Below are 19,167 nucleotides of genomic sequence, written 5' to 3'. Positions count from 1 at the left end.
GTTACCCTTGGCTGTTTTATGGAATTCCATCCAAAGTGTCCTCGTTGTTGTTCTAATCATGATTCTCGGCTTTGTCTTGCGGCGACAAGGCTGGTTCGATGACAAGTTCGGCGGCACTATCTCAAAATTTATCAAGAACATCGCGCTGCCCGCCTCAATCTTCGTCTCCGTGTTGAGCCGGTTGACGCGGGGCCAGCTGGTCTCCTTTTCCGGCTATCTGGTTTACGCCTTTCTCGCCGTCATCATTGGCTACCTCATCGCCTTTGGCCTGGTGCGGCTGATGCACGTACGGCCCGGTCGTAAGGGGATCTTCATCAACGCGGTGGTCAACGCCAACACCATCTTCATTGGGTTACCGTTGAACATCGCCCTGTTCGGCGACCAGAGTATGACTTACTTTCTGGTCTACTACATCGTCAACACCGTTTCCACGTGGGCCTTTGGGGTCTTCTTGATTTCAAATGACGACCCGACGAAGCCGAAGGAAAAGCACCACAACCACATCGACTGGAAGAAAGTCATTCCAATGCCACTAGTCGGGTTCCTGGTCGCTTTGATCTTCTTACTGTTAAACATCCCCGTCTTGAAGGTCAGCTTCCTCAATTCCACGCTGACCTACGTGGGCAATCTGGTCACGCCCCTATCCTTGATTTACATCGGGATTGTGCTGGCCGATGCCGGGTTGAAGAGTATTCACTTTGACCGCGATACCATCGTGGCGCTGCTGGGACGGTTCGTGTTATCGCCAATTCTGATGGTCGGCGTGTTGCTGGCCGCCGGACATTTCGGTGCCACTTTCCCAACGCTGGCTTCGCAAACGTTGATTGTCCAGTCCGCCACGCCAATGCTAGCGGTCCTGCCTATCCTGGCAAATGAAGCCCACGGTGACGTGGAATACGCCACCAACGTGGTCACGACCAGTACGGTATTGTTCATTATTGTGGTGCCGGTATTGATGTCGTTGATTCAATTTATTTAGTCTATTAAAACAAGGTAGCGCAGACCCATCAGATAGAAATATCTGGTGAGTCTGCGCTATTTCTTTACACTAATTTTCGTATGTTTCACATGAAACATTTAGTCTAACTTGTCACTTTTCAAAACCACTTAGCCTAATACGTGGTGACCACGGCTCGCATAATCTGCCACTGACCCGCTTGTCGTTGCACCGTCAGGACGGTGTTGAGTGGCCATTCGTGCCGTTGACTGCCGTGAATACTGGCCACGACGCGGTTCTGTCCGGTGATTTGCCAACCAGCGGCCAACTCAACCATTGTGACGTGGTCCTCTACCGAAGAGTAGTAATGCATGGTGCCCCGTTGCATTTCACCCAGCCACTCCGCTCGCGGCTGAACGTAACCCGTCATGTGGGTCAATGTGAAGTTCGGTGCCAACAGCTTGTCCAAAGCCGCGACATCATCGGCGGCCATCGCGAGGTTATAGTTCCGATATAGTTGTAAAATTTCTGAATTCATGGTCAACACGCCCTTAGTTTTAAATCTCAGTTGTCTACTTGCGATTAATGCCCAAGCTATCGCGTACTCCCAACGTTTCATCGTGGGCCAAGCGCATGACCAAATCGGCAATGCTTTGACGCGAAACGTCGTGGCCGCCGAAGGGTTCGCCCTTCTTGGTGACCTGATAATCAGTATCGTTACCGTTGTCAAACCAGCCAGGCCGGATAACAGTGTAGTTCAGGTCAGACGCTTCGACCACGTCGGCGGCGTTGCGGTACCCTTGGAGCATTGGGTTGGTGGCCAAGTTGCCACTGGCGCCCACGCTCGCTGGGATTTCGTTGTAAATCCCCATTGAGGCGATGAACAGGAGGCGCTTGACGCCCGTCTCATCCATGGCGGCAACTAAGCTTTTCGCCATCCCAGCAAGGTTACCACTCAAGGCGGCGAAGACCACGTCCTGGCCTTTGAGAGCCGCCGTCAACGTTGCCGTATCCGTGACGCTGCCAGTGACTGCGCGTTCGCGGTCGGACAGTTGACCTAAGCGCCGGGTATTACGCGCCATCAAGGTCAGTTGATCATCTGTGTGGTCCAAGAAATATTGGCGCGTAACGCTACCTACGGACCCCGTGGCCCCAATAATTAAAACGTTTGTCATGATAAATTTCCTCCAATTCATTCATTGATAAATTCAGTGTAGCCCCTTGCAGTTACTTCAAGGCAAGGCCAATTTCGACTTATTTTTAATTTCTTTGACGCTCACCGGGAACAATCAGGAAGATGGCGGCTAATAAGGCCAATAGCAGCAAGCCGGCACCCATCAGAATGGCGTGTTGGAACCCTGGTACTTGGCCGCCAAAAAGATCTTGCGTGGTCACCAGAATCGATAGTCCCACGGAGCCCCCAATCTGATGCATCACGTTGACGACCCCTGAAGCAGCGCCAGCGTCGGCTCCTTGCGTGTGTGCAACTCCGGCCGCCGTAAAGGGACTCAGGGAGAAGCCTTGACCAATTCCGATGACGACCATTGGCGCGGCAATCCCCCACCAGTAGCCGGTCGTGGGCGTAAACCAACTTAGCCAGAGCATGCCAAGCGCCGTAAGCGCAATCCCAATGACCAATAGGCCACCGTTACCCCATCTCGCCGTCAGTCGTGCAACCTGCAGGGCAATGATAAAGTTCACCACGGTTAAGGGGAAGAACGCGACTCCGGCCATCAACGCGCTGAAGCCCAATTGATTCTGCATCAACTGTGGCGTGATGAACCAGAAGCCCATCATGGCCCCCAAGTAGAGAAAACGCCCCACGTAGGCGCCAATCCGTTCGCGATCGGTAAATAGTCGTAATGGCATAATGGGTTGCCCCGTTTGGTGTTCCTGATAAATGAAGATGCCCAAGAATACCACGGCCAAGAGTAAGGCCGGCAACTTGGCCCAATTCCCGATAATACTGTAGACTAATGCGCTCATGCCAATCAAAGAGCTCAGGGTCCCGACCCAATCCAATTTGCCAGATTGACCGCGGTCTGCGCTGAGCTTCTTAACCGCCAAATCATACATCCAGATACTGATAGGGACGTTCATGAAGAAACCAACCCGCCAAGTCAATAAACTAGCGAAGATGCCACCAATGACCAGGCTGACGCTAGCGCCGATCCCGGCCATGGCCCCGTAATAAGCAATAGCTTTGACGCGTTTGGCTCCCTCGTAAGTGTCCATCAAAATTGCTAACGTGGTGGGCGCCAGAATAGCCGACCCAATTCCCTGAAAGGCCCGAGCCGCAATGATCATCGGCGCATTCATCGCCAAGCCTACCAAGAGCGACCCTAATCCAAAGATAATCAGCCCTAATTGGAAGACCCGTCGTCGACCAAATAAATCACCGGCCCGGCCACCTAACAATAGGAAACCGCCAAACGTCAGGGAATAAGCGCTACTGACCCACGATAGCGTGGCCTGATTCAGGCTCAAGTCGTGGGCAATTTTAACCGTCCCCGTAAAGATAATTGAGTTATCCAAGAGAATCATGAAGTAACTCATTAAGATAACGAGTAAAATCCAATCGAATCGTTTCTGCTTTGCCATGTGTACTTTACCTCTCTCGTTTAAGTGAATGATTAGGAGTTTAGACCTTCATCTGTACTTCAAGGCAAGACATATTTTAAATTTATTTTGGCAGAATCATCTATTTAGATTTCAGATCCTAATAATTAGTATTAATAATTCGATTCAACTAAAAAAGACCGGAACGAATTGTCCCAGTCTTGCCGTATTTTAAACTATTGGGGGCTAGTCACTAATAACCAATAGAGACTTGATGGCTTCCCGCTTGTCCATGGCGGCGTAGGCATCGGCCACGTGGTCGAGATCAAAGCGCTTCGTGAAGACCTTGCCAGGGTGAATCTCACCCTTCAAAACGGCATCCAACAAGACTTCTCGGTCATAGGTCGTCACGGAAGCAATCCCACCGCGCAGACCAATGTTCTTCCAGAATAAGTTATTGGTATTCATTTCGGCCTTTTGGGGAACGCCCACACGACCAACCACGGCACCGGCCCGGCCAACTTTAACGGCCGTGTCCACGGACTGCGCCGTCCCGACACATTCTAAGACGGCATCGGCCCCTGCACCGTCCGTCAACGCCATGACGCGTTCAACGGCTTCATCGCCCCGTTCGGCCACGATATCGGTCGCGCCAAATTCCTTGGCCAGCGCCTGACGATCGGCGTGACGGCTCATGGCAATAATTCGCTTAGCCCCGCGTAGCTTGGCGGCAATCACACCACACAGACCAACGGCGCCGTCACCCATGACGACCACCGTATCCCCGTCCTTAACTTCGGCAATTGCGGCGGCGTGGTAGCCCGTGGCCATCACATCGGCCAGCGTTAACAGGTCGTTGAGTTGGGCATCGGCGTAATCACTGGGTTGACCGGGAACCTTGACCAAGGCCCAGTCGGCGTTCTTGAACCGTAAGTATTCGCCTTGGTAGCCGACGATTTCATCATCGGTCCGGGCGTTTTCACAGTTCCCATCGAAGCCAGCTAAACAAGCCGCACAGTGGCCGCACCCGTGCGTAAACGGGGCGATGACAAAGTCGCCGGGCTTAACGTTGGTGACGTCATCGCCCACGCTTTCCACGATTCCGATAGCTTCGTGACCCACCGGCGTGTTCTTCTGCCGGTCATTAATGCCCCGGTACCACCACAGGTCGGAGCCACAGACACAGGCCCGCACAATCTTTAAGACGGCGTCCGTGGGGTTCTTGACTTCCGGTTTAGGTAATTCTTGAGCTTCTACCTTGCCTGGTTCTAAGAATACTGCTGTTTTCATTTGAAATGCCTCCATTTATTTAGTCCTTAAATTCTGCCACCAACTGGTAAGCTGTGAGTCGGCATCCGGGAGCTCACCAGCCGTCAAACCGATGCCCGGTGCCACAGTAGCAGTGGTGACCAAGCTGGCAAAGTCATCCTCGTAACCGCCCGGCGTTCCGGCGTCCGTGTAAAACGGGGCGATAGTGCCTCGAAAGTTTGGAAGTTGCTGCAAGAATGACCGCACCGGTGTGGATACCTTCGCCGACCAAACGGGCCCGCCCACGAGCAACACGTCATAGGCGCTAATATCGGGGCGCTCATTGGTTAAGGCTGGTAACTGATGCGTTGCCAGTTGCCGGTTCGCCACATCGGACGTGGCATACATGTCATTGGGAAAAACTCCTGTGGCCACCGTGAGGTCTACCCGATCGCCACCCGTCACGTGCTGAAGAGCAGTCGCCAGCTTGGCGGTGGTGCCCGACCATGAATAATCGATAATTAACGTCTTCGTTGCCATGTACAGGTCTCCTTTGTCTATTCAATAACTCTAGTTTAGACCTTGAAGTGGACTTTAAGGCAAGCGCTTTTTTGAAAAACAAGGTTATCAACGACAACCTATCGACAGTTTAGCGTTGATAATCGCTAGTCAGGAAATTTGCCTAAAAAGCAATCGGCGCTTTGCCAGCGTGAGTTCATGTGCCCGAAAGCACCGAAGGCTTAAATTAAAAACGACCACTCAACAAATTTTTATTCCTGTTAGCTGGCCGCTTTAGTTGTGGCTACAAACTTGGCTGCCGGATTCACCAACATCTCTTGCCAATTTTAGCTAGGCATATACTGGCGTATCACCATCCGTGCCAGCCTTCGCAATGCCTAGACTGCTGCGGCTGTGCAGGGTAGGATTTTTGGCAATCTTCACGATCAGATCAGCAATGCTCTTCCGTGAGATGGTGGTTCCCTTGAACGTTTTGCCCTTTTCCGTCAACTCGTAGTCAATCTCATCCTTGTTGGTCATGTACCCAGCACGAATGATGGTGTAGTTGAGCGACGAATCCTCGATCAGTTTGGCCGCTCGCCGCGTATCCTCCATGACAGCGTGCCCAATCGACCGTTCCAACCAGGCGTCAAACTTTGCGGGTAGTTCATGGTACAGACCCAGCCCCGTAATATACAGTAAGCGTTGAACCCCCGTCTCGCTCATGGCACGCACCATGTTTTGGGCCATCGGTTCAAACGTCCCACCTAAATCGGCTAACACGAGATCTTGGCCAGCCAAAAAGCCAGCTCATTGGTGAAAAAAGAGCGACTATTATGTCTAGTCGCTCCTCATCATCACTTCAGTTCATCGTCGGCTGGTTCTGTCGACTCAAGCTTCTCTGCATGTTGCTTCTCCAATTGACGGAGTTCCTCTTCCGTGGCTTCCATGTGATCGTAGAAGTGGTTGAGCTTATAGTTGAGGTGGTCTATCGCGGCCTGAAGGTCATCGCGCTTTTCTTCCATAACTTCCAGTTGTTCTTGCAACAATGCCTTTTGTTCTTTCGTATTATCTTCCTGCGCATCGAATAATTCGATGTACCGTCGAAGATTTTCAATGCTCATCCCAGCTGCCCGCATCTGCGTGACGAACCGAATACGTCGAATAATCCGGTCATCGATATCGCGATTACCGACCTCGGTGCGGTCAATCGCCGGAATTAATGATTCCTTTTCGTAGTAACGGATGGCTGCGGAGGAGACCCCCGTCTTTTCACTGGCTTCTTTAATATTCATCCTAGCTTACACTCCTTGTGCCCTAGTAAACGGGCCGATATTGACCTTCTGTCGCTGGATCTGCTATCCCAATACTATCACGACTGTACTGGGTCGGGTCAGCAATAATGTTCAAGACCACATCGGCCACGCTTCGCCGAGAACCAGAAACACCGTCATACGGCTGTTCCTTCGTCGTTACCGTGTATTTAATATCCCGATCATTGAGCCAAGGTAAACGCAAGGTAGTATAGTCTAGCCCAGAATCGGCTAACAACTGGTCTGATTGCCGCGCTGGCGCCATGCCCGCACCAATCATCTCGAGGTTCCAGCGGCCAAATTCACCGCCCACTTCATTGTAGAGTCCCAATACATTAGTGAAGACGACCCGCGCCACCTGGTGATCCTGCATCCCAGCAATCACGTTTTTCGTGAGTCGGTTTTGCCGGTCGTGATCGACCACGGCGACGAAGACCAAGTCTTGATCAACGATTGCCGCGCTGACCGCGTCGGCATCCGTGATGTCGCCCTCAATCAGCGCCACCCGCGGATTATCTTGAAGATCCTGTAAACGACTGGCGTTACGTAAGAAGAGGGTCAATTTGACCTCGGCAAAAGCATCTTCCGTTAGAATCCGTTGTTCAACAAGCCGGGCAATTTGGCCGTTTGCGGCTAGAATTAAAACATTTTTGGTCATCGTGAAACTTCCTTTCTGAACACTTGAATGACCCTAGGTTAAACCTTCATGTGGACTTCAAGGCAAGTAGAAAGTTGCCAAAAATTAAATTAATTTTGACCCGACTCTCTCAATAACCACTTCAAGGGAACCGCAACCGCATAAGAACGCAAAAGATCTGGAAACGCAATTCCAGACCTTTAATCCCCCATTAATCTGTCGTGAAGCCGTTGCCGTGGCCACCATAATTGGTAAATTTACCATCATGTTCTTGAATTCCCCAGACAACGTACGCACGGTTCCCGACCCATTTAATCTTGTCCTTCATGAACGCCGTGTAGCCGTTCTTCTCCTTATACCAAGAATAGTGAATACTGGCCGGATCCTTGTGGGCTTTTAGCTTCTTAAGCTTGTGGGTATACTTCTTATTGAGCCGATCAATCTTATGCGTGAGGGCCCTGACTTGGCGGACCGAATACACACTGCCCTTTTCCTTGGTAATCGTCTTCTTCAGTTGCTTTAACAATTTAACCTTGTGCTGGAGCACGTCCTTCCACGCGATCGACAAGCCCTTCGCATTTAATGTGGCGGCCTTTAAGACTCGATTATTCTTCTTCATCAGCCGAACTTTCTCGGTGTGCGTCTTCCGTCCATTGGCCGACTTTGCACCGGCCGTTGTGGTGGCTAGGCCCAAACCAACTAATAAAGCCAAGACTGCCACTAACATCGCAATCCCCCGCGCATGGTGTCGTTGCCCGCTTCGCTGCATATCAGTTCCTCCTTATATCACGTTAACCCATCTTTTTACCAATTTATAAGTATAAAAATAAAGCATTTCATTTGTCATTTCAGCTACTATCCCGTATCTTTGAGGTTAGCTAAACTATAGCATCCCCTGAACGGCCGAGCAAGCCCTAAATCTGCGCAATTTCAGCCAAGGCGTAGTGGTCTAACTGCCCGCCCCACCTAGCGTCATAGCAACTTCCGCAATGGGCCGATTGGTCTAACTTTTGCCATAATTATCCTTGTCATCACGGCAGCCAAAAAGGCCAACTGCACTCATCACAGTTGGCCTTGAATGTTAGATTTCAAACTGAAACGCGTGGTCCGTCTCCCCGGAAATATGGTACGCCGGTTCCACGTCGGCGCCCCAGCTATCGATACCACCGACACCACGGACGGCGCCGTAAATCGTCAGGACCGTTCGCCGCGGCAATGGTAACTCTTCTTGATGAGTGGCGTTTTCCAACTCTTCTGGCGTATAAGGCAGGCAGCTGAAGGCAAAGGGCTGGTCGTGTTTGCGGACCGTCAACTGAAAGGCCTGATGGTCCGGATCGGCGTTATTCAGCGTCTGCTCACGAGTCACCGTCACCCAATCGGTCGCCATGTGCATGCCACATTCCTGCGGCACCAGATATGGCGTCACCGGCAAGCCGGCCACGTGATACGTTCCCGGTTGACCACCCGCCAGGCGATCCGGATAGGTCTCACCCGACAGGCCCTGATAGTCAAAGCCACTTGCAGCCGTGGGCAATACCCACCGTAGACCCAATGCGGGCAACTCTGGCAAACCGGCCGCACCGTGGTAGTGGACGGCCACGGTCAAGCGGCCACCCGCGCTGACCTGATACGTCACGTCAACCGTCGTTGTTGGCACGGTTGGTGTCGTATAGGTAAAGGTGATTGCCACCTTTTCCGCCGTCTCGTGGTCGGTATACCGGTTATTTTCGGGCGCAATCGGTAATGGAATTGCACGGTCATTTACCGCCACCGCCACGTGGGTACAGTGGGTAAACATATCCGCGCCCAGCCACATAGCCGAACGCCGAGAAAAGCCATTACCCCGGTCGTTATCCGTGGTGGCTCGCCAAAAGGCCGGGACCGGCGTGCGGTACAGCCATTCTTTACCATCGCGAACCAGCGATTCCAGACCGCCGCGATCGTAGGCAAAGAGGTAGCGGAAATGGTCGCCACTCACCCCCAGCGTCACGTCGCCAAACGTTAATTTTAATTTAGTCATGTTGGCCATAGTAGTAGCGCACCTCCTGTAATGCTGGCTTCGGCGTACGGTCGGCAAAGAGCAGACCGTCTCCGGAAAATTCGTAATCGCTGTGTCGGTCATCAAAGTCCCCGCCGTAGCGCAGAACTGGCCGACCGGTGACGGCGTCCTTGACCCAGAGCGCCTGGTCGATGAAGTCCCAGATGAAGCCACCCTGATACATCGGATAGCGATCCAACAAGTCATTGTAACTGGCCATGCCACCCAGTGAATTGCCCATGTCATGCATATATTCACAGTCCAGAAATGGCTTGGTTGGCGCATTTTGCAGATATTTCTCAATCTCACGCGGCGGGTTGTACATCCGACTCTCCACATCAGAAATGCGGTCGGCGTAGGCGCGATTCTGGAAGACCCCCTCGTAATGGGTCAGCCGCGTCGGATCCACGTGATGGTAGTAGGCATCCATCGCGACCAAGTCCTCACCCGCATAGGATTCGTTACCCAGCGACCAGAACAAAATGGCCGGGTGATTTTTAAACATTTCATAGTTACTCTTGGCCCGATCAAGCACGGCGAGTTGCCATTGCGGCAGGTCGCCGGGCACGTTGTACGAGGGTTCTACGGCACCCATCTTCTGCCAGGTCCCGTGCGTCTCGAGATTGTTCTCGGCCATCATGTAGATGCCGCGACGATCGCACAGGCCATACCAGACCGGCTGATCCGGGTAGTGACAGGTCCGCACGGCGTTGATATGGTTAGCGTCGAAGATGTCTAGGTCGCGTTGCATGTCCGCCAAGGTTACGGCTCGACCGCGATGCGCATCCCATTCGTGCCGGTTGACACCGTTTAAAATCAAGCGTTGCCCGTTCAACGTGATGACGTGATCCTTCATTTCTAGCCGCCGGAACCCAACCGGGTAAGGGACCACTTCGACCATCGCCCCCGTTGCGTCGTGCAACGTGACCTGTAGCTGGTAAAGGTATGGATCATGATGTGACCAGAGGTGGATGTGGGGCAAGTCCGCGGTCAACGCTACCGTGTCGGCAACGTCGCGTTCGGCTTGCCACAGCGATTGGCCGGTCGCATCCAGTAGCCGAACCTGAACCGCCCCGGCGAGTTGCTTGGCCGCCGACAACCGCAGTGTCACGGCCAATTGTCCGGTCGTTAACGCCGCATCGACCCCGGCTCTGATCGTCAAGTCTTCTAGGTGCAAGTCGGGCTTGGCAACCAAGCGGACACTACGAAAGATTCCGGAGAAGCGGAACATGTCCTGGTCTTCTAGGAAAGCGGCCGTACTGTGCTTAAACACTTCCACGGCCAACAGATTTTCACCGGGCTGCAGATAACGTGTCAGATCGAACTCCGAGCGACTAAAGCTATCCTCGGCATAACCGACAAACTGCCCATTCAACCACAGAAACATGGCTTGTTCCACGCCGTCAAACTCAATGCTGACCCGTTTTCCCTGCAATGCCGGGTCGAGCGTAAAGTGTTTCACGTAAGCGCCCACGGTATTCTCAGGATCGGTGCTAAACATTCCCCGTTCGGGCTGATCGGCACCCTGACTATAGGCGGGACGACGATAATGCTTACCTTCCCAAGGATAGGCCGTATTGATGTACTGAATCTGCCCGTATCCGGCGAGTTCGATGTGGCCGGGAACCTGTAAGCGGTCAAAATAACGGCGGTCATAATCTGGTTGGTAAAACCCGACCGGCCGGTGCTGGGGGTCGCGGGCAAACTGAAAGGCCCACGCGCCATCCAGACTCTGAACCAGACTGCTACGGTGCGCCGTGGCTTCCGTTAAGCTTGCATAGCCTCGGTGATCACTGTGCGCTGGCACTTGATTGATCCGGAAGGTCTGGGGATCATCCAGCCACGTTAAATCTGCTTTCATCTGTTTGAGACTTCCTTTCTGAAGCGGTTACAATACGTTCATTATACAGCGCACAGCTGGTCACGTGAATTTGGAACCAGCCAAATTTTTTTCAGACCAACAAAAAGTAGCCAGAATAAGTGATCCTTCCAGCTACATAAAGAAACTACGACATCGTCACCTGACGCGTAAGTTGCCAATTAAACACCTGAACACCTTGGCTATTTACCTGATGATGTGTCACCACCTGAAAACTTTGATCAGAGTAGTACCGTACATTACGCTGTGTATTGGTAACTAGCGTCAGACTCTTAGCCCCCGCCGCACGTACCGTGGGAATGATCTGTTGATTCAATAGCCGCGTCCCCACGCCACGACCTTGAAAATCAGGATCAACCGCAAAGTACACTAGAGTCCATGTCTCTTGGGATGGTTGCGCCATCCCATCGGCACGACTAATCTCAGCCAAACGACCACGGCGATGCCACAAATATGGCCATACTAACCGTAAACCTCCAGAACGAAAATAGTCCCACCATGTAAGCCTAACATTAGGCGCTGCCATGACCCCAACACCAATTAATTGGCCTTGCTCTTCCGCCACCACAAGTTTCCCCTTACGCCAATAAAGCAATAAATCCATGACAAAGTAATCGTTCAAAAACTTATCGTAACCCGTGGTGCCCCGAAATTCCGAACGCAAAGCCATGGTAAATGTTGGATAGGCGTAAAAGGCTCGTGTTAATAGCTGGACTAAGCCAGATAAGTCAGAGCGAATTGCCGGTCTAAATTCCATTTAAACTTCCTCCCCTTTTTCAAAACAATTGTATAATACTGTACAATTGTGTACTATACTCACCATGGACTCAGATGCCAGAACAATTTCGGACTAGTTGTCCGTTTCTGGACATATTTTCCAGAAATATCTTTTAAAAAATTAGGGCCTGTTCTCAAACTATTTCAATAGAATCATGATGGCGCAGATGTATATGGTGGACAAGAAGCTGGTAGCTAGCTTATCGTAGCGTGTTGCGAAGCGTCTAAAGTTCTTCATTTGATTAAAAAAGTCTTCAATCAGGTGACGTTCACAGTAGGTGAAATAATCACAGTCCCAAGGATCTTTGGCATTCTCTTTTGGCGGAATGGTATAGGTCCCATGGGCTGATGTAATTTGGTCTCTTAGCTTTTCGGCACCATATGCTTTATCCGCAATCACGTTTACGTTAGTCAAATCAACAGTTTCAAGTAGTTCAGGTGCCGCAATACTATCGTGTACCTGACCACCTGAAAGCAAGAATTTTAGTGGGTTGCCCAGTCCATCTACTAACGCATGAACCTTGGTGGTAAGGCCACCTCGGCTTCGTCCTATGAATTGGTTGAACTCTGCATTGACTGCGTTTTTTTAGCACCGGTAGCTTTTTGATGAACCCGAATACTGGTTGAATCTAAGCTGATGTTCTCCATGTCTGGATCTTGAGAAAGTTCTTCAAACATTTTTAGAAACAGACCGGAATTTGACCAACGTTGAAATCGGCTGTAAATTGCCTTCCAGTGACCGTAGCGCTCGGGAACGTCACGCCATGCCGCTCCGCTTCGCATCAGCCAGAGAATACCATTGAAAGCCGTTCGGTTATCAATGGTGGCTGGTCGACCGGTACGATAGGCTGGAAACATTGGTTCAATGCGGTTCCACTGTTCGTCAGTTAGTTCATAGCGCTTTGGTATAGTCATGATGTACTCCAATCCGTTTTTGATGGAGTATACCAGAAATCAATGTTTAGGAACAGACCCTAAAGGAAGGTGAATTTTTTCTTTTTCGCTAAGTTAGTTCAATGTCCATTAGGGTATACCCTATTGGCCTTTTTTATTTCTGTGCTATACTAGGGCCTGTTCTCAAACTATTTCAATAGAATCATGATGGCGCAGATGTATATGGTGGACAAGAAGCTGGTAGCTAGCTTATCGTAGCGTGTTGCGAAGCGTCTAAAGTTCTTCATTTGATTAAAAAAGTCTTCAATCAGGTGACGTTCACAGTAGGTGAAATAATCACAGTCCCAAGGATCTTTGGCATTCTCTTTTGGCGGAATGGTATAGGTCCCATGGGCTGATGTAATTTGGTCTCTTAGCTTTTCGGCACCATATGCTTTATCCGCAATCACGTTTACGTTAGTCAAATCAACAGTTTCAAGTAGTTCAGGTGCCGCAATACTATCGTGTACCTGACCACCTGAAAGCAAGAATTTTAGTGGGTTGCCCAGTCCATCTACTAACGCATGAACCTTGGTGGTAAGGCCACCTCGGCTTCGTCCTATGAATTGGTTGAACTCTGCATTGACTGCGTTTTTTTAGCACCGGTAGCTTTTTGATGAACCCGAATACTGGTTGAATCTAAGCTGATGTTCTCCATGTCTGGATCTTGAGAAAGTTCTTCAAACATTTTTAGAAACAGACCGGAATTTGACCAACGTTGAAATCGGCTGTAAATTGCCTTCCAGTGACCGTAGCGCTCGGGAACGTCACGCCATGCCGCTCCGCTTCGCATCAGCCAGAGAATACCATTGAAAGCCGTTCGGTTATCAATGGTGGCTGGTCGACCGGTACGATAGGCTGGAAACATTGGTTCAATGCGGTTCCACTGTTCGTCAGTTAGTTCATAGCGCTTTGGTATAGTCATGATGTACTCCAATCCGTTTTTGATGGAGTATACCAGAAATCAATGTTTAGGAACAGACCCTAGGAGGGACTCCTTTGGATCGTCGTATTCGCAAAACCCAAAATGCGATTAAACATGCTTTAATTTCACAATTAAAAACGCAACCATTGGCTAAAATCAGTGTAGCGGCTATCATCGCGCAAGCCGACATCTCACGCAGCACCTTCTATCTCCACTACGATGATATCTATGATTGCTATAATCAGATTGTCAGTGAAACAATTACAACACTATTGCAGAAATTGGCTAAGACTTACCCGGCCGATAGTACAGCCAGTTTTAGCGAATTAGCGACCACCAGTATTCACTATGTGATGGCGCACCGCGAACTCTTTGAACTAATCACGCAATCCAGCAATCATCAAACTATCGATCAACTTAAATCAAAATTAGTTGAAAAAGTTTTATTTTTCGAACACCTCGACCGCGAAAACCCACAAGATTACTATGACGTCGTCTGTTCCGTCAATGGCATCATCGGCGTCATGACAGATTGGCTGCGTCACGGAACTATTTCGCAAGCAGAATTGACGGTTGTCGTCACCAATATTATCGAACGTATCTAAAAAATCGCGGATCGGCCAACTGGTCAATCCGCGATTGCGTTCATTCATGTTAAATTAGCCAACTTGGTGATTCCGCAGCTGAATATCTTCAACCATATCTTGAATCGTCAGCTGACGCATCTCGTTTTCAGCCGCCCGTTGAATTCGACTGTAGGCACCATCCAACGTTTGCTGAATGTGCGCGCCCACTGGACAATCCGAATTGGTCCGCGGATCAACGTGCAGTAAAGCCGAATTCGGTTCCACCGCTCGAAACACGTCGAGTAGTGAAATTTCGGTAGCTGGTCGGGCTAATTTCGGCTCGGCCGTCCCCGCTCGACTGTCAATCAACCCGGCCTTTTTCAAGGTCGCCATCAACCGGCGAACCACGCTAGGATTGGATTCCACACTGGTTGCGATGGTTGTGCTGTCGAGCAGGCCCTTAGGCGCGATGTGAATGTAGACTAGGATGTGGATGGCATCACTTAATTTGTAAGAATATTTCATGAATCGGTCCTCCAATTTGGTGACCACCCCATCCTCTGCCTAACGCTGTAAAATCTCGTTAATTGCGTCGGGGAGTGGTGTCAATGACCGTCCCAGAACGGATTCTAGATCAGCGGCCGTCACCTTAAGTTCATTATCTTTCATCATTTGTTGCATGCTGGCAAAGACATCGACCATTTCCGCCGCCATACCGCCGGCTAACAACGCTTGGCGGTACGCGTCACTGGAGACCGACTGGAAGTCTGCGGGCTTGCCCGTCGCCTGCTGGACGGCCTTGGCTAAGTCAGCATAGGTCCGCGGCTGGCCACCGAACTCATACACTGGTTGTGGATTCGCCAGTTGCAAGACCTTTGCCGCGGCTTCGGCATATTCCCGTTCCAGGGCGAAACTAATCTGCCCCGCGCCGGCCGCGTAAACACCAGACTTTCTTGCGGCACCAGCCTGCAAATAACTGATTTCATTTTCCAAGTACCAAGCGTTCCGCAAGAAACTGTAGGCCAATCCACTCGACTTGATCAACTTCTCCGTTGTCACATGGTCCCTGGATAGCGGTGATTGCGCCGTATCGGCCTTGGCAAAACTGGTGTAGGCGACGTACTCAACGCCCGCCGCTTGTGCCGCACTCACCACGTTGGCATGCTGTTGTTGCCGTGAAATCTCACCACCGGGAACGGACGAAATAAACAGCAAGCGATCGACGCCCGCCAATGCCGTCTCCAGCGCGGCTTCGTCCGTATAATCGGCCTGGCGAATCGTGATGCCATCTGGTAGTACCAGATGGCCCTTCTTGGCGTTACGGACAATCGCGACAATATTGCTAGCTGGGACGGTCTTCAATAAGTGTTGAATGGCGATTTGACCGAAATGTCCAGTCGCTGCAGAAATAGCATACTTCATCATTAATTATCTCCTTATTTTAACATCTGTTAATTAGATTGCAACAGCTAGGATAAAAATTTCCCGGGTTATTTTTGCGGAACAATCGGGAACATGGCATTGCCACTGGCGGTCTTGTCGGCTGGAACCTCTTCTTGTAGAACATCCCAGTGCTCCGTCATCTTGCCGTTTTCATCAAAGCGGAAAAAATCTACACCGATCATCGTCTTGCCAAAGAAATTGGTGTAGCGCCCATGAACCGCCACGATATCGCCCTCTTCCAACGCAATACTAGGTTGCCAGTTAATTTCATTACCGGCGATAATTCCCCGCAATGCCTCTAGACCATCGGGCACGTTGGGATTGTGCTGTATCCAGTGGTCGCCCAGAAAAGTCTCCACCTTCGCTAAGTCTTTGTCGACAAATGCCGCCTTTAAATAATCCAATGCGCGTTGTTTATTGGTCATCTGTTATCAGCCTCTTTAAATGAATTGAATTTGTTGTTACTTTCTAAAGCGCAGGGATCATCATAACGACTTGTTAACTTTAAGTCAACAGGTAAATCAAAAAAACTGACAATTTCTTGTCAGTTCTTCGACGTTATGCTTAATTCAGCCACGTAACCCCGCGCAAAAACCAACAATCGTGTCGGCATCCTGAGGTACCAGCAGCAACATCACGAGAATGACCAATCCGCCCACGCCGCGAGACAAGAGATAACGCCCCGACCGTTGGCCCTAATTATTTTAGGGAAATATAACCCGGGTTAACTTCGAAAATTTTCCACAAAAGAACATTTGTTCGTTTGTTTATAACGGGCTTTCCGGTATACTAAACGTATCCAAAATTTCGTAGGAGGCCGGATGGCAGCATGCATAAATTCTTTAAAATTGGCGCCGGAATCGCGGCCTGTTTAGCAGCGCTCCTGGTCGGCGGACGATCGAGCAACGCACAGACCGAAAAGCCCAGCGCTTTGGTTAAGGTCGGTAACTTCACGGCCAGCACCGACTTCTTGAACCTCAGTCAATACTTCGAAGTCACCCGCACCATCAAAGTCAAAGTCAACTTCGTCCCCACGCACAAAGTGGGGCACGCACTCAGCCGCGATCTCACCATCCCGGCCGGAACAGTGGTGGCGGGAAATCTCACGAGCACCAAATCCGGTGATTTTCTCGTTCCCACGCTTCAATTGTACTTGGCGCGGCTAAGTTATCCGCTCATCCAGCAGAGCGCGCCGACTGGCTACACGATCGACCCTGGAGCTGGCGCTTACGATCCCCAGGCGACCCTCAAGGCCACGGATAAATTGACGGCGTTTAAGCGAATTCCCGCCCCGGACTTCATGCCCGGCTACAGCCACGGTGACCTGTATCTCGGCGGTGCCCAGGCCGCGCTGAGCTCCGAGGAGACCACTACGGCCAGCATTCGCGTGACCCCCGATGGCTATCTCGAATATATGAAATACGACGCCAAGGCCAACGCGGGACTGGGCTTCATGCAAAAGCCAGCTGGCATGGCGAAGATCACTAAGACCGACTTCCATGACCCGTACCGCGTGCTGTATTTCAGCCACGATATCAAGGGCTTAAAAACCAAGCGCGTCAGTCACGCCGGCCTTTATCAATATCGCGTGACGCTAAAGAACTTACACGACCCCCAACACAACGCTGGTAACGAAGACAACGGCATTGCCGGTACCTTCGACAGTCTCTATCGCATTGGCGGCAAGACCTACTTCACGTTTATTGGATATGACGGGGTTAGTGGCTAGCTAAAAAGGATTGCTCATATTTGGGCAATCCTTTTTAACTAGCCCTCTGTCGGGTAAGCATCTTCGCAAAGGACTTGCCCTCGCCCATCAAACCTGTTATCCTCGACCCAACCAAGGAGGCCCTTACCATCAACGAAAAAGTCATCAAAATCATCCTCGCCATCATTATCCTCGGGGCCACCGCCAGCATCTGTCTGAGCCACTGGAGCACCCGCGCGGAAGCCACGACCCTCGAACCTACCCCGGTAACCGTCATCGCGAACCAAAAGTGAGTAACGACCTGTACTGAAGTGAACCCCTCGAATTGGAGTAAATCCAACTCGAGGGGTTTTACTATGTTTTCAGCTAAAATAAAACAACAAGTCTTAACTAAATATCTTCAAGGAAAATCGCCACAGAAATTAATGCAAGAGTATGGGATCAAAGGCTCCGCGACCATTTATCAATGGTTAGCCAATTTTAAATTGTTTGGTATTCCGGGCTTGGAGAACCATTCAGAGAAGACTTTTTACGACTATTCCTTTAAAATTAAAGTCATCAAATGGCGACAGACTCATCATGCCTCATATCCAGCTACAGCAAGCCACTTCCGCCTAAAGAACCCAGTTACAATATGGGATTGGGAGCGAAAGCTGATTGAGGGACGTTTGAAGCCATTCAAAGGACGGTCTTTAAAAGTGACAGGCAAATCAAAGGATTCTAAAACACTCAAACAACTTCAAGAAGAGAATGAAATTTTACGCATTCGGGTAGCCTACTTGGAAAAACTCGAAGCCTTAGCACAGAAAAAATCTCAAACCAAGAAAAAGCCCAGCTAATCACTGAGCTAAGGTGTAAATTCAACGTCAAATTAGTTGTGGTATTGAAAGCGGCCAAGATGTCGAGCAGTAGCTATCATGATGCTTGTCATCGTAAGTATCAAAACACCTCTTCAACGTTAGTTGAAGAGGTCAAAAAGATTCGACAAAACAATCCAGACTATGGTTATCGCACTGTAACCTTAGCACTTAGGAATAAAGGCATACTGGTCAATCATAAGGCGGTTTTGAGAATCATGCGCGAAAATAATTTATTGTGCACTGCCTTTAAACGGCAAACAAAGAAGTACAACTCGTATAAAGGTACTGTCGGTAAAATCGCTAGAAACCGTCTAAATCGCAACTTTAAGACCAATCGCCCTTTTCAAAAAATCGTGACTGATGTCACCGAAGTGCGTTGGGGTCATCAGACCGTCAATGAACGTGCATACTTCACTGCCTACATTGATCTTTATAACGGAGAAATTCTTGAGTGGGCAATTAGTCAGCATCCAACAGTTAAATTCGTCACTGATCCCTTAGAACGCCTTACAGTAAGAAGACCCAAAGTGCCTTATCGAATGACTATTCACTCGGATCAAGGATTCCAGTACCAGAACTGTCGATATATCAATATTCTCAAAGAAGCTCGAGTCTTTCAAAGCATGAGCCGCAAGGCCACATGCCTTGATAACGCCGTAGCAGAGAGTATTTTCCACATTCTTAAGGTAGAGACTGTTCATAATCACAGTTATAGCAGTTATCAAGAGCTTGCGGCAGCAATAACCGAATACGTAGATTATTACAATTACCACCGGATAAAAACAAAATTGGCCGGCATGTCCCCGGTAAAATACCGGGAACATGCCAGCCAATTAGTAGCTTAGA

General features: G+C 50.2%; 21 protein-coding genes and 2 pseudogenes. 5 read left to right on the top strand and 18 right to left on the bottom strand.

Annotated features, from left to right (window positions below; genetic code table 11):
- Positions 1 to 7 precede the first annotated feature (7 nt).
- Positions 8 to 979, top strand: a complete 972-nt coding sequence (locus KB236_10145; GenBank protein UIF28876.1) for an AEC family transporter — start codon at positions 8 to 10, stop codon at positions 977 to 979.
- 133 nt (positions 980 to 1,112) lie between these two features.
- Here KB236_10145 and KB236_10140 read toward each other — a convergent pair whose 3' ends face one another.
- From KB236_10140 to KB236_10075, 14 genes and pseudogenes are all read right to left on the bottom strand, one after another.
- A complete protein-coding gene (locus tag KB236_10140; protein UIF28875.1) occupies positions 1,113 to 1,475 on the bottom strand; it encodes a nuclear transport factor 2 family protein in 363 nt (120 codons plus the stop codon).
- Between the two features lie 34 nt (positions 1,476 to 1,509).
- Entirely contained in the window at positions 1,510 to 2,112 is a 603-nt protein-coding gene (locus KB236_10135; protein UIF28874.1) for an NAD(P)H-binding protein, read from the bottom strand.
- Positions 2,113 to 2,197: 85 nt separating this feature from the next.
- A complete protein-coding gene (locus tag KB236_10130) occupies positions 2,198 to 3,538 on the bottom strand; it encodes an MFS transporter (GenBank protein UIF28873.1) in 1,341 nt (446 codons plus the stop codon).
- A 204-nt stretch (positions 3,539 to 3,742) separates the two neighbouring features.
- Positions 3,743 to 4,786 (bottom strand): zinc-dependent alcohol dehydrogenase family protein, encoded by a 1,044-nt coding sequence (locus tag KB236_10125; protein UIF28872.1) that lies wholly within the window; start codon positions 4,784 to 4,786, stop codon positions 3,743 to 3,745.
- 15 nt (positions 4,787 to 4,801) lie between these two features.
- The gene (locus KB236_10120) at positions 4,802 to 5,284 is read right to left on the bottom strand and encodes a flavodoxin (protein ID UIF28871.1); all 483 of its coding nucleotides are present in this window, start codon (positions 5,282 to 5,284) and stop codon (positions 4,802 to 4,804) included.
- A gap of 309 nt (positions 5,285 to 5,593) precedes the next feature.
- Complete coding sequence (locus KB236_10115) at positions 5,594 to 6,043, bottom strand: NAD(P)H-binding protein (protein UIF28870.1); 450 nt, start codon at positions 6,041 to 6,043, stop codon at positions 5,594 to 5,596.
- 56 nt (positions 6,044 to 6,099) lie between these two features.
- Positions 6,100 to 6,537, bottom strand: a complete 438-nt coding sequence (locus tag KB236_10110) for a MerR family transcriptional regulator (protein UIF28869.1) — start codon at positions 6,535 to 6,537, stop codon at positions 6,100 to 6,102.
- A gap of 22 nt (positions 6,538 to 6,559) precedes the next feature.
- Positions 6,560 to 7,213, bottom strand: coding sequence for an NAD(P)H-binding protein (locus KB236_10105; GenBank protein ID UIF28868.1), 654 nt, complete (start codon positions 7,211 to 7,213; stop codon positions 6,560 to 6,562).
- 190 nt (positions 7,214 to 7,403) lie between these two features.
- A complete protein-coding gene (locus KB236_10100; protein UIF28867.1) occupies positions 7,404 to 7,961 on the bottom strand; it encodes a hypothetical protein in 558 nt (185 codons plus the stop codon).
- Positions 7,962 to 8,273: 312 nt separating this feature from the next.
- Positions 8,274 to 9,221: a beta-galactosidase small subunit gene (locus KB236_10095; GenBank protein ID UIF28866.1), complete on the bottom strand. Its 948-nt coding sequence runs from the start codon at positions 9,219 to 9,221 to the stop codon at positions 8,274 to 8,276.
- On the bottom strand, positions 9,205 to 11,091 hold the full coding sequence (locus KB236_10090; protein ID UIF28865.1) for a beta-galactosidase: 1,887 nt from the start codon (positions 11,089 to 11,091) through the stop codon (positions 9,205 to 9,207). The genes KB236_10095 and KB236_10090 overlap by 17 nt, the downstream gene beginning before the upstream one ends.
- A 145-nt stretch (positions 11,092 to 11,236) precedes the next feature.
- The gene (locus tag KB236_10085) at positions 11,237 to 11,866 is read right to left on the bottom strand and encodes a GNAT family N-acetyltransferase (GenBank protein ID UIF28864.1); all 630 of its coding nucleotides are present in this window, start codon (positions 11,864 to 11,866) and stop codon (positions 11,237 to 11,239) included.
- 159 nt (positions 11,867 to 12,025) lie between these two features.
- Positions 12,026 to 12,801: pseudogene (locus KB236_10080) on the bottom strand (IS5 family transposase).
- A gap of 167 nt (positions 12,802 to 12,968) precedes the next feature.
- Positions 12,969 to 13,744: pseudogene (locus KB236_10075) on the bottom strand (IS5 family transposase).
- A 74-nt stretch (positions 13,745 to 13,818) separates the two neighbouring features.
- Between KB236_10075 and KB236_10070 the strand changes: the two are divergent.
- The gene (locus KB236_10070; protein UIF28863.1) at positions 13,819 to 14,349 is read left to right on the top strand and encodes a TetR/AcrR family transcriptional regulator; all 531 of its coding nucleotides are present in this window, start codon (positions 13,819 to 13,821) and stop codon (positions 14,347 to 14,349) included.
- Positions 14,350 to 14,403: 54 nt separating this feature from the next.
- Here the strand turns inward: KB236_10070 and KB236_10065 are convergent, their stop codons facing one another.
- The 3 genes from KB236_10065 to KB236_10055 form a co-directional block, all read right to left on the bottom strand.
- Positions 14,404 to 14,835 carry an Rrf2 family transcriptional regulator gene (locus KB236_10065; GenBank protein UIF28862.1) on the bottom strand — a complete coding sequence of 144 codons (432 nt, stop codon included), beginning with the start codon at positions 14,833 to 14,835 and terminating at the stop codon, positions 14,404 to 14,406.
- A gap of 39 nt (positions 14,836 to 14,874) precedes the next feature.
- On the bottom strand, positions 14,875 to 15,732 hold the full coding sequence (locus tag KB236_10060; protein UIF30348.1) for an NAD(P)H-binding protein: 858 nt from the start codon (positions 15,730 to 15,732) through the stop codon (positions 14,875 to 14,877).
- 68 nt (positions 15,733 to 15,800) lie between these two features.
- The gene (locus tag KB236_10055) at positions 15,801 to 16,178 is read right to left on the bottom strand and encodes a nuclear transport factor 2 family protein (protein ID UIF28861.1); all 378 of its coding nucleotides are present in this window, start codon (positions 16,176 to 16,178) and stop codon (positions 15,801 to 15,803) included.
- A 404-nt stretch (positions 16,179 to 16,582) separates the two neighbouring features.
- Here KB236_10055 and KB236_10050 point away from each other — a divergent pair, with 404 nt between their 5' ends.
- The gene (locus KB236_10050; GenBank protein UIF28860.1) at positions 16,583 to 17,482 is read left to right on the top strand and encodes a hypothetical protein; all 900 of its coding nucleotides are present in this window, start codon (positions 16,583 to 16,585) and stop codon (positions 17,480 to 17,482) included.
- 38 nt (positions 17,483 to 17,520) lie between these two features.
- On the opposite strand, the gene KB236_10045 is transcribed toward KB236_10050, so the two are convergent.
- Positions 17,521 to 17,685, bottom strand: a complete 165-nt coding sequence (locus KB236_10045; protein UIF28859.1) for a hypothetical protein — start codon at positions 17,683 to 17,685, stop codon at positions 17,521 to 17,523.
- 132 nt (positions 17,686 to 17,817) lie between these two features.
- On the opposite strand from KB236_10045, the gene KB236_10040 reads away from it, so the two are divergent.
- Both KB236_10040 and KB236_10035 read left to right on the top strand, forming a co-directional pair.
- Positions 17,818 to 18,300: a helix-turn-helix domain-containing protein gene (locus KB236_10040; GenBank protein ID UIF28858.1), complete on the top strand. Its 483-nt coding sequence runs from the start codon at positions 17,818 to 17,820 to the stop codon at positions 18,298 to 18,300.
- Positions 18,273 to 19,166, top strand: coding sequence for an IS3 family transposase (locus KB236_10035; GenBank protein ID UIF30347.1), 894 nt, complete (start codon positions 18,273 to 18,275; stop codon positions 19,164 to 19,166). Before KB236_10040 ends, KB236_10035 begins: the two co-directional genes overlap by 28 nt.
- Position 19,167 lies beyond the last annotated feature (1 nt).

This window comes from Levilactobacillus brevis (assembly GCA_021383565.1).
In the GTDB taxonomy this organism is placed as follows: domain Bacteria; phylum Bacillota; class Bacilli; order Lactobacillales; family Lactobacillaceae; genus Levilactobacillus; species Levilactobacillus brevis_B.
This window is presented reverse-complemented; position numbering and strand designations above follow the sequence as displayed.

Bases quoted from the DNA above. Each gene is read 5' to 3' on its own strand.
- KB236_10040 (UIF28858.1), top strand. From the start codon at position 17,818: ATGTTTTCAGCTAAAATAAAACAACAAGTCTTAACTAAATATCTTCAA.
- KB236_10110 (UIF28869.1), bottom strand. From the start codon at position 6,537: ATGAATATTAAAGAAGCCAGTGAAAAGACGGGGGTCTCCTCCGCAGCC.
- KB236_10095 (UIF28866.1), bottom strand. From the start codon at position 9,221: ATGGCCAACATGACTAAATTAAAATTAACGTTTGGCGACGTGACGCTG.
- KB236_10140 (UIF28875.1), bottom strand. From the start codon at position 1,475: ATGAATTCAGAAATTTTACAACTATATCGGAACTATAACCTCGCGATG.
- KB236_10105 (UIF28868.1), bottom strand. From the start codon at position 7,213: ATGACCAAAAATGTTTTAATTCTAGCCGCAAACGGCCAAATTGCCCGG.
- KB236_10125 (UIF28872.1), bottom strand. From the start codon at position 4,786: ATGAAAACAGCAGTATTCTTAGAACCAGGCAAGGTAGAAGCTCAAGAA.
- KB236_10085 (UIF28864.1), bottom strand. From the start codon at position 11,866: ATGGAATTTAGACCGGCAATTCGCTCTGACTTATCTGGCTTAGTCCAG.
- KB236_10135 (UIF28874.1), bottom strand. From the start codon at position 2,112: ATGACAAACGTTTTAATTATTGGGGCCACGGGGTCCGTAGGTAGCGTT.
- KB236_10090 (UIF28865.1), bottom strand. From the start codon at position 11,091: ATGAAAGCAGATTTAACGTGGCTGGATGATCCCCAGACCTTCCGGATC.
- KB236_10060 (UIF30348.1), bottom strand. From the start codon at position 15,732: ATGAAGTATGCTATTTCTGCAGCGACTGGACATTTCGGTCAAATCGCC.
- KB236_10130 (UIF28873.1), bottom strand. From the start codon at position 3,538: ATGGCAAAGCAGAAACGATTCGATTGGATTTTACTCGTTATCTTAATG.
- KB236_10120 (UIF28871.1), bottom strand. From the start codon at position 5,284: ATGGCAACGAAGACGTTAATTATCGATTATTCATGGTCGGGCACCACC.
- KB236_10065 (UIF28862.1), bottom strand. From the start codon at position 14,835: ATGAAATATTCTTACAAATTAAGTGATGCCATCCACATCCTAGTCTAC.
- KB236_10100 (UIF28867.1), bottom strand. From the start codon at position 7,961: ATGCAGCGAAGCGGGCAACGACACCATGCGCGGGGGATTGCGATGTTA.
- KB236_10050 (UIF28860.1), top strand. From the start codon at position 16,583: ATGCATAAATTCTTTAAAATTGGCGCCGGAATCGCGGCCTGTTTAGCA.
- KB236_10055 (UIF28861.1), bottom strand. From the start codon at position 16,178: ATGACCAATAAACAACGCGCATTGGATTATTTAAAGGCGGCATTTGTC.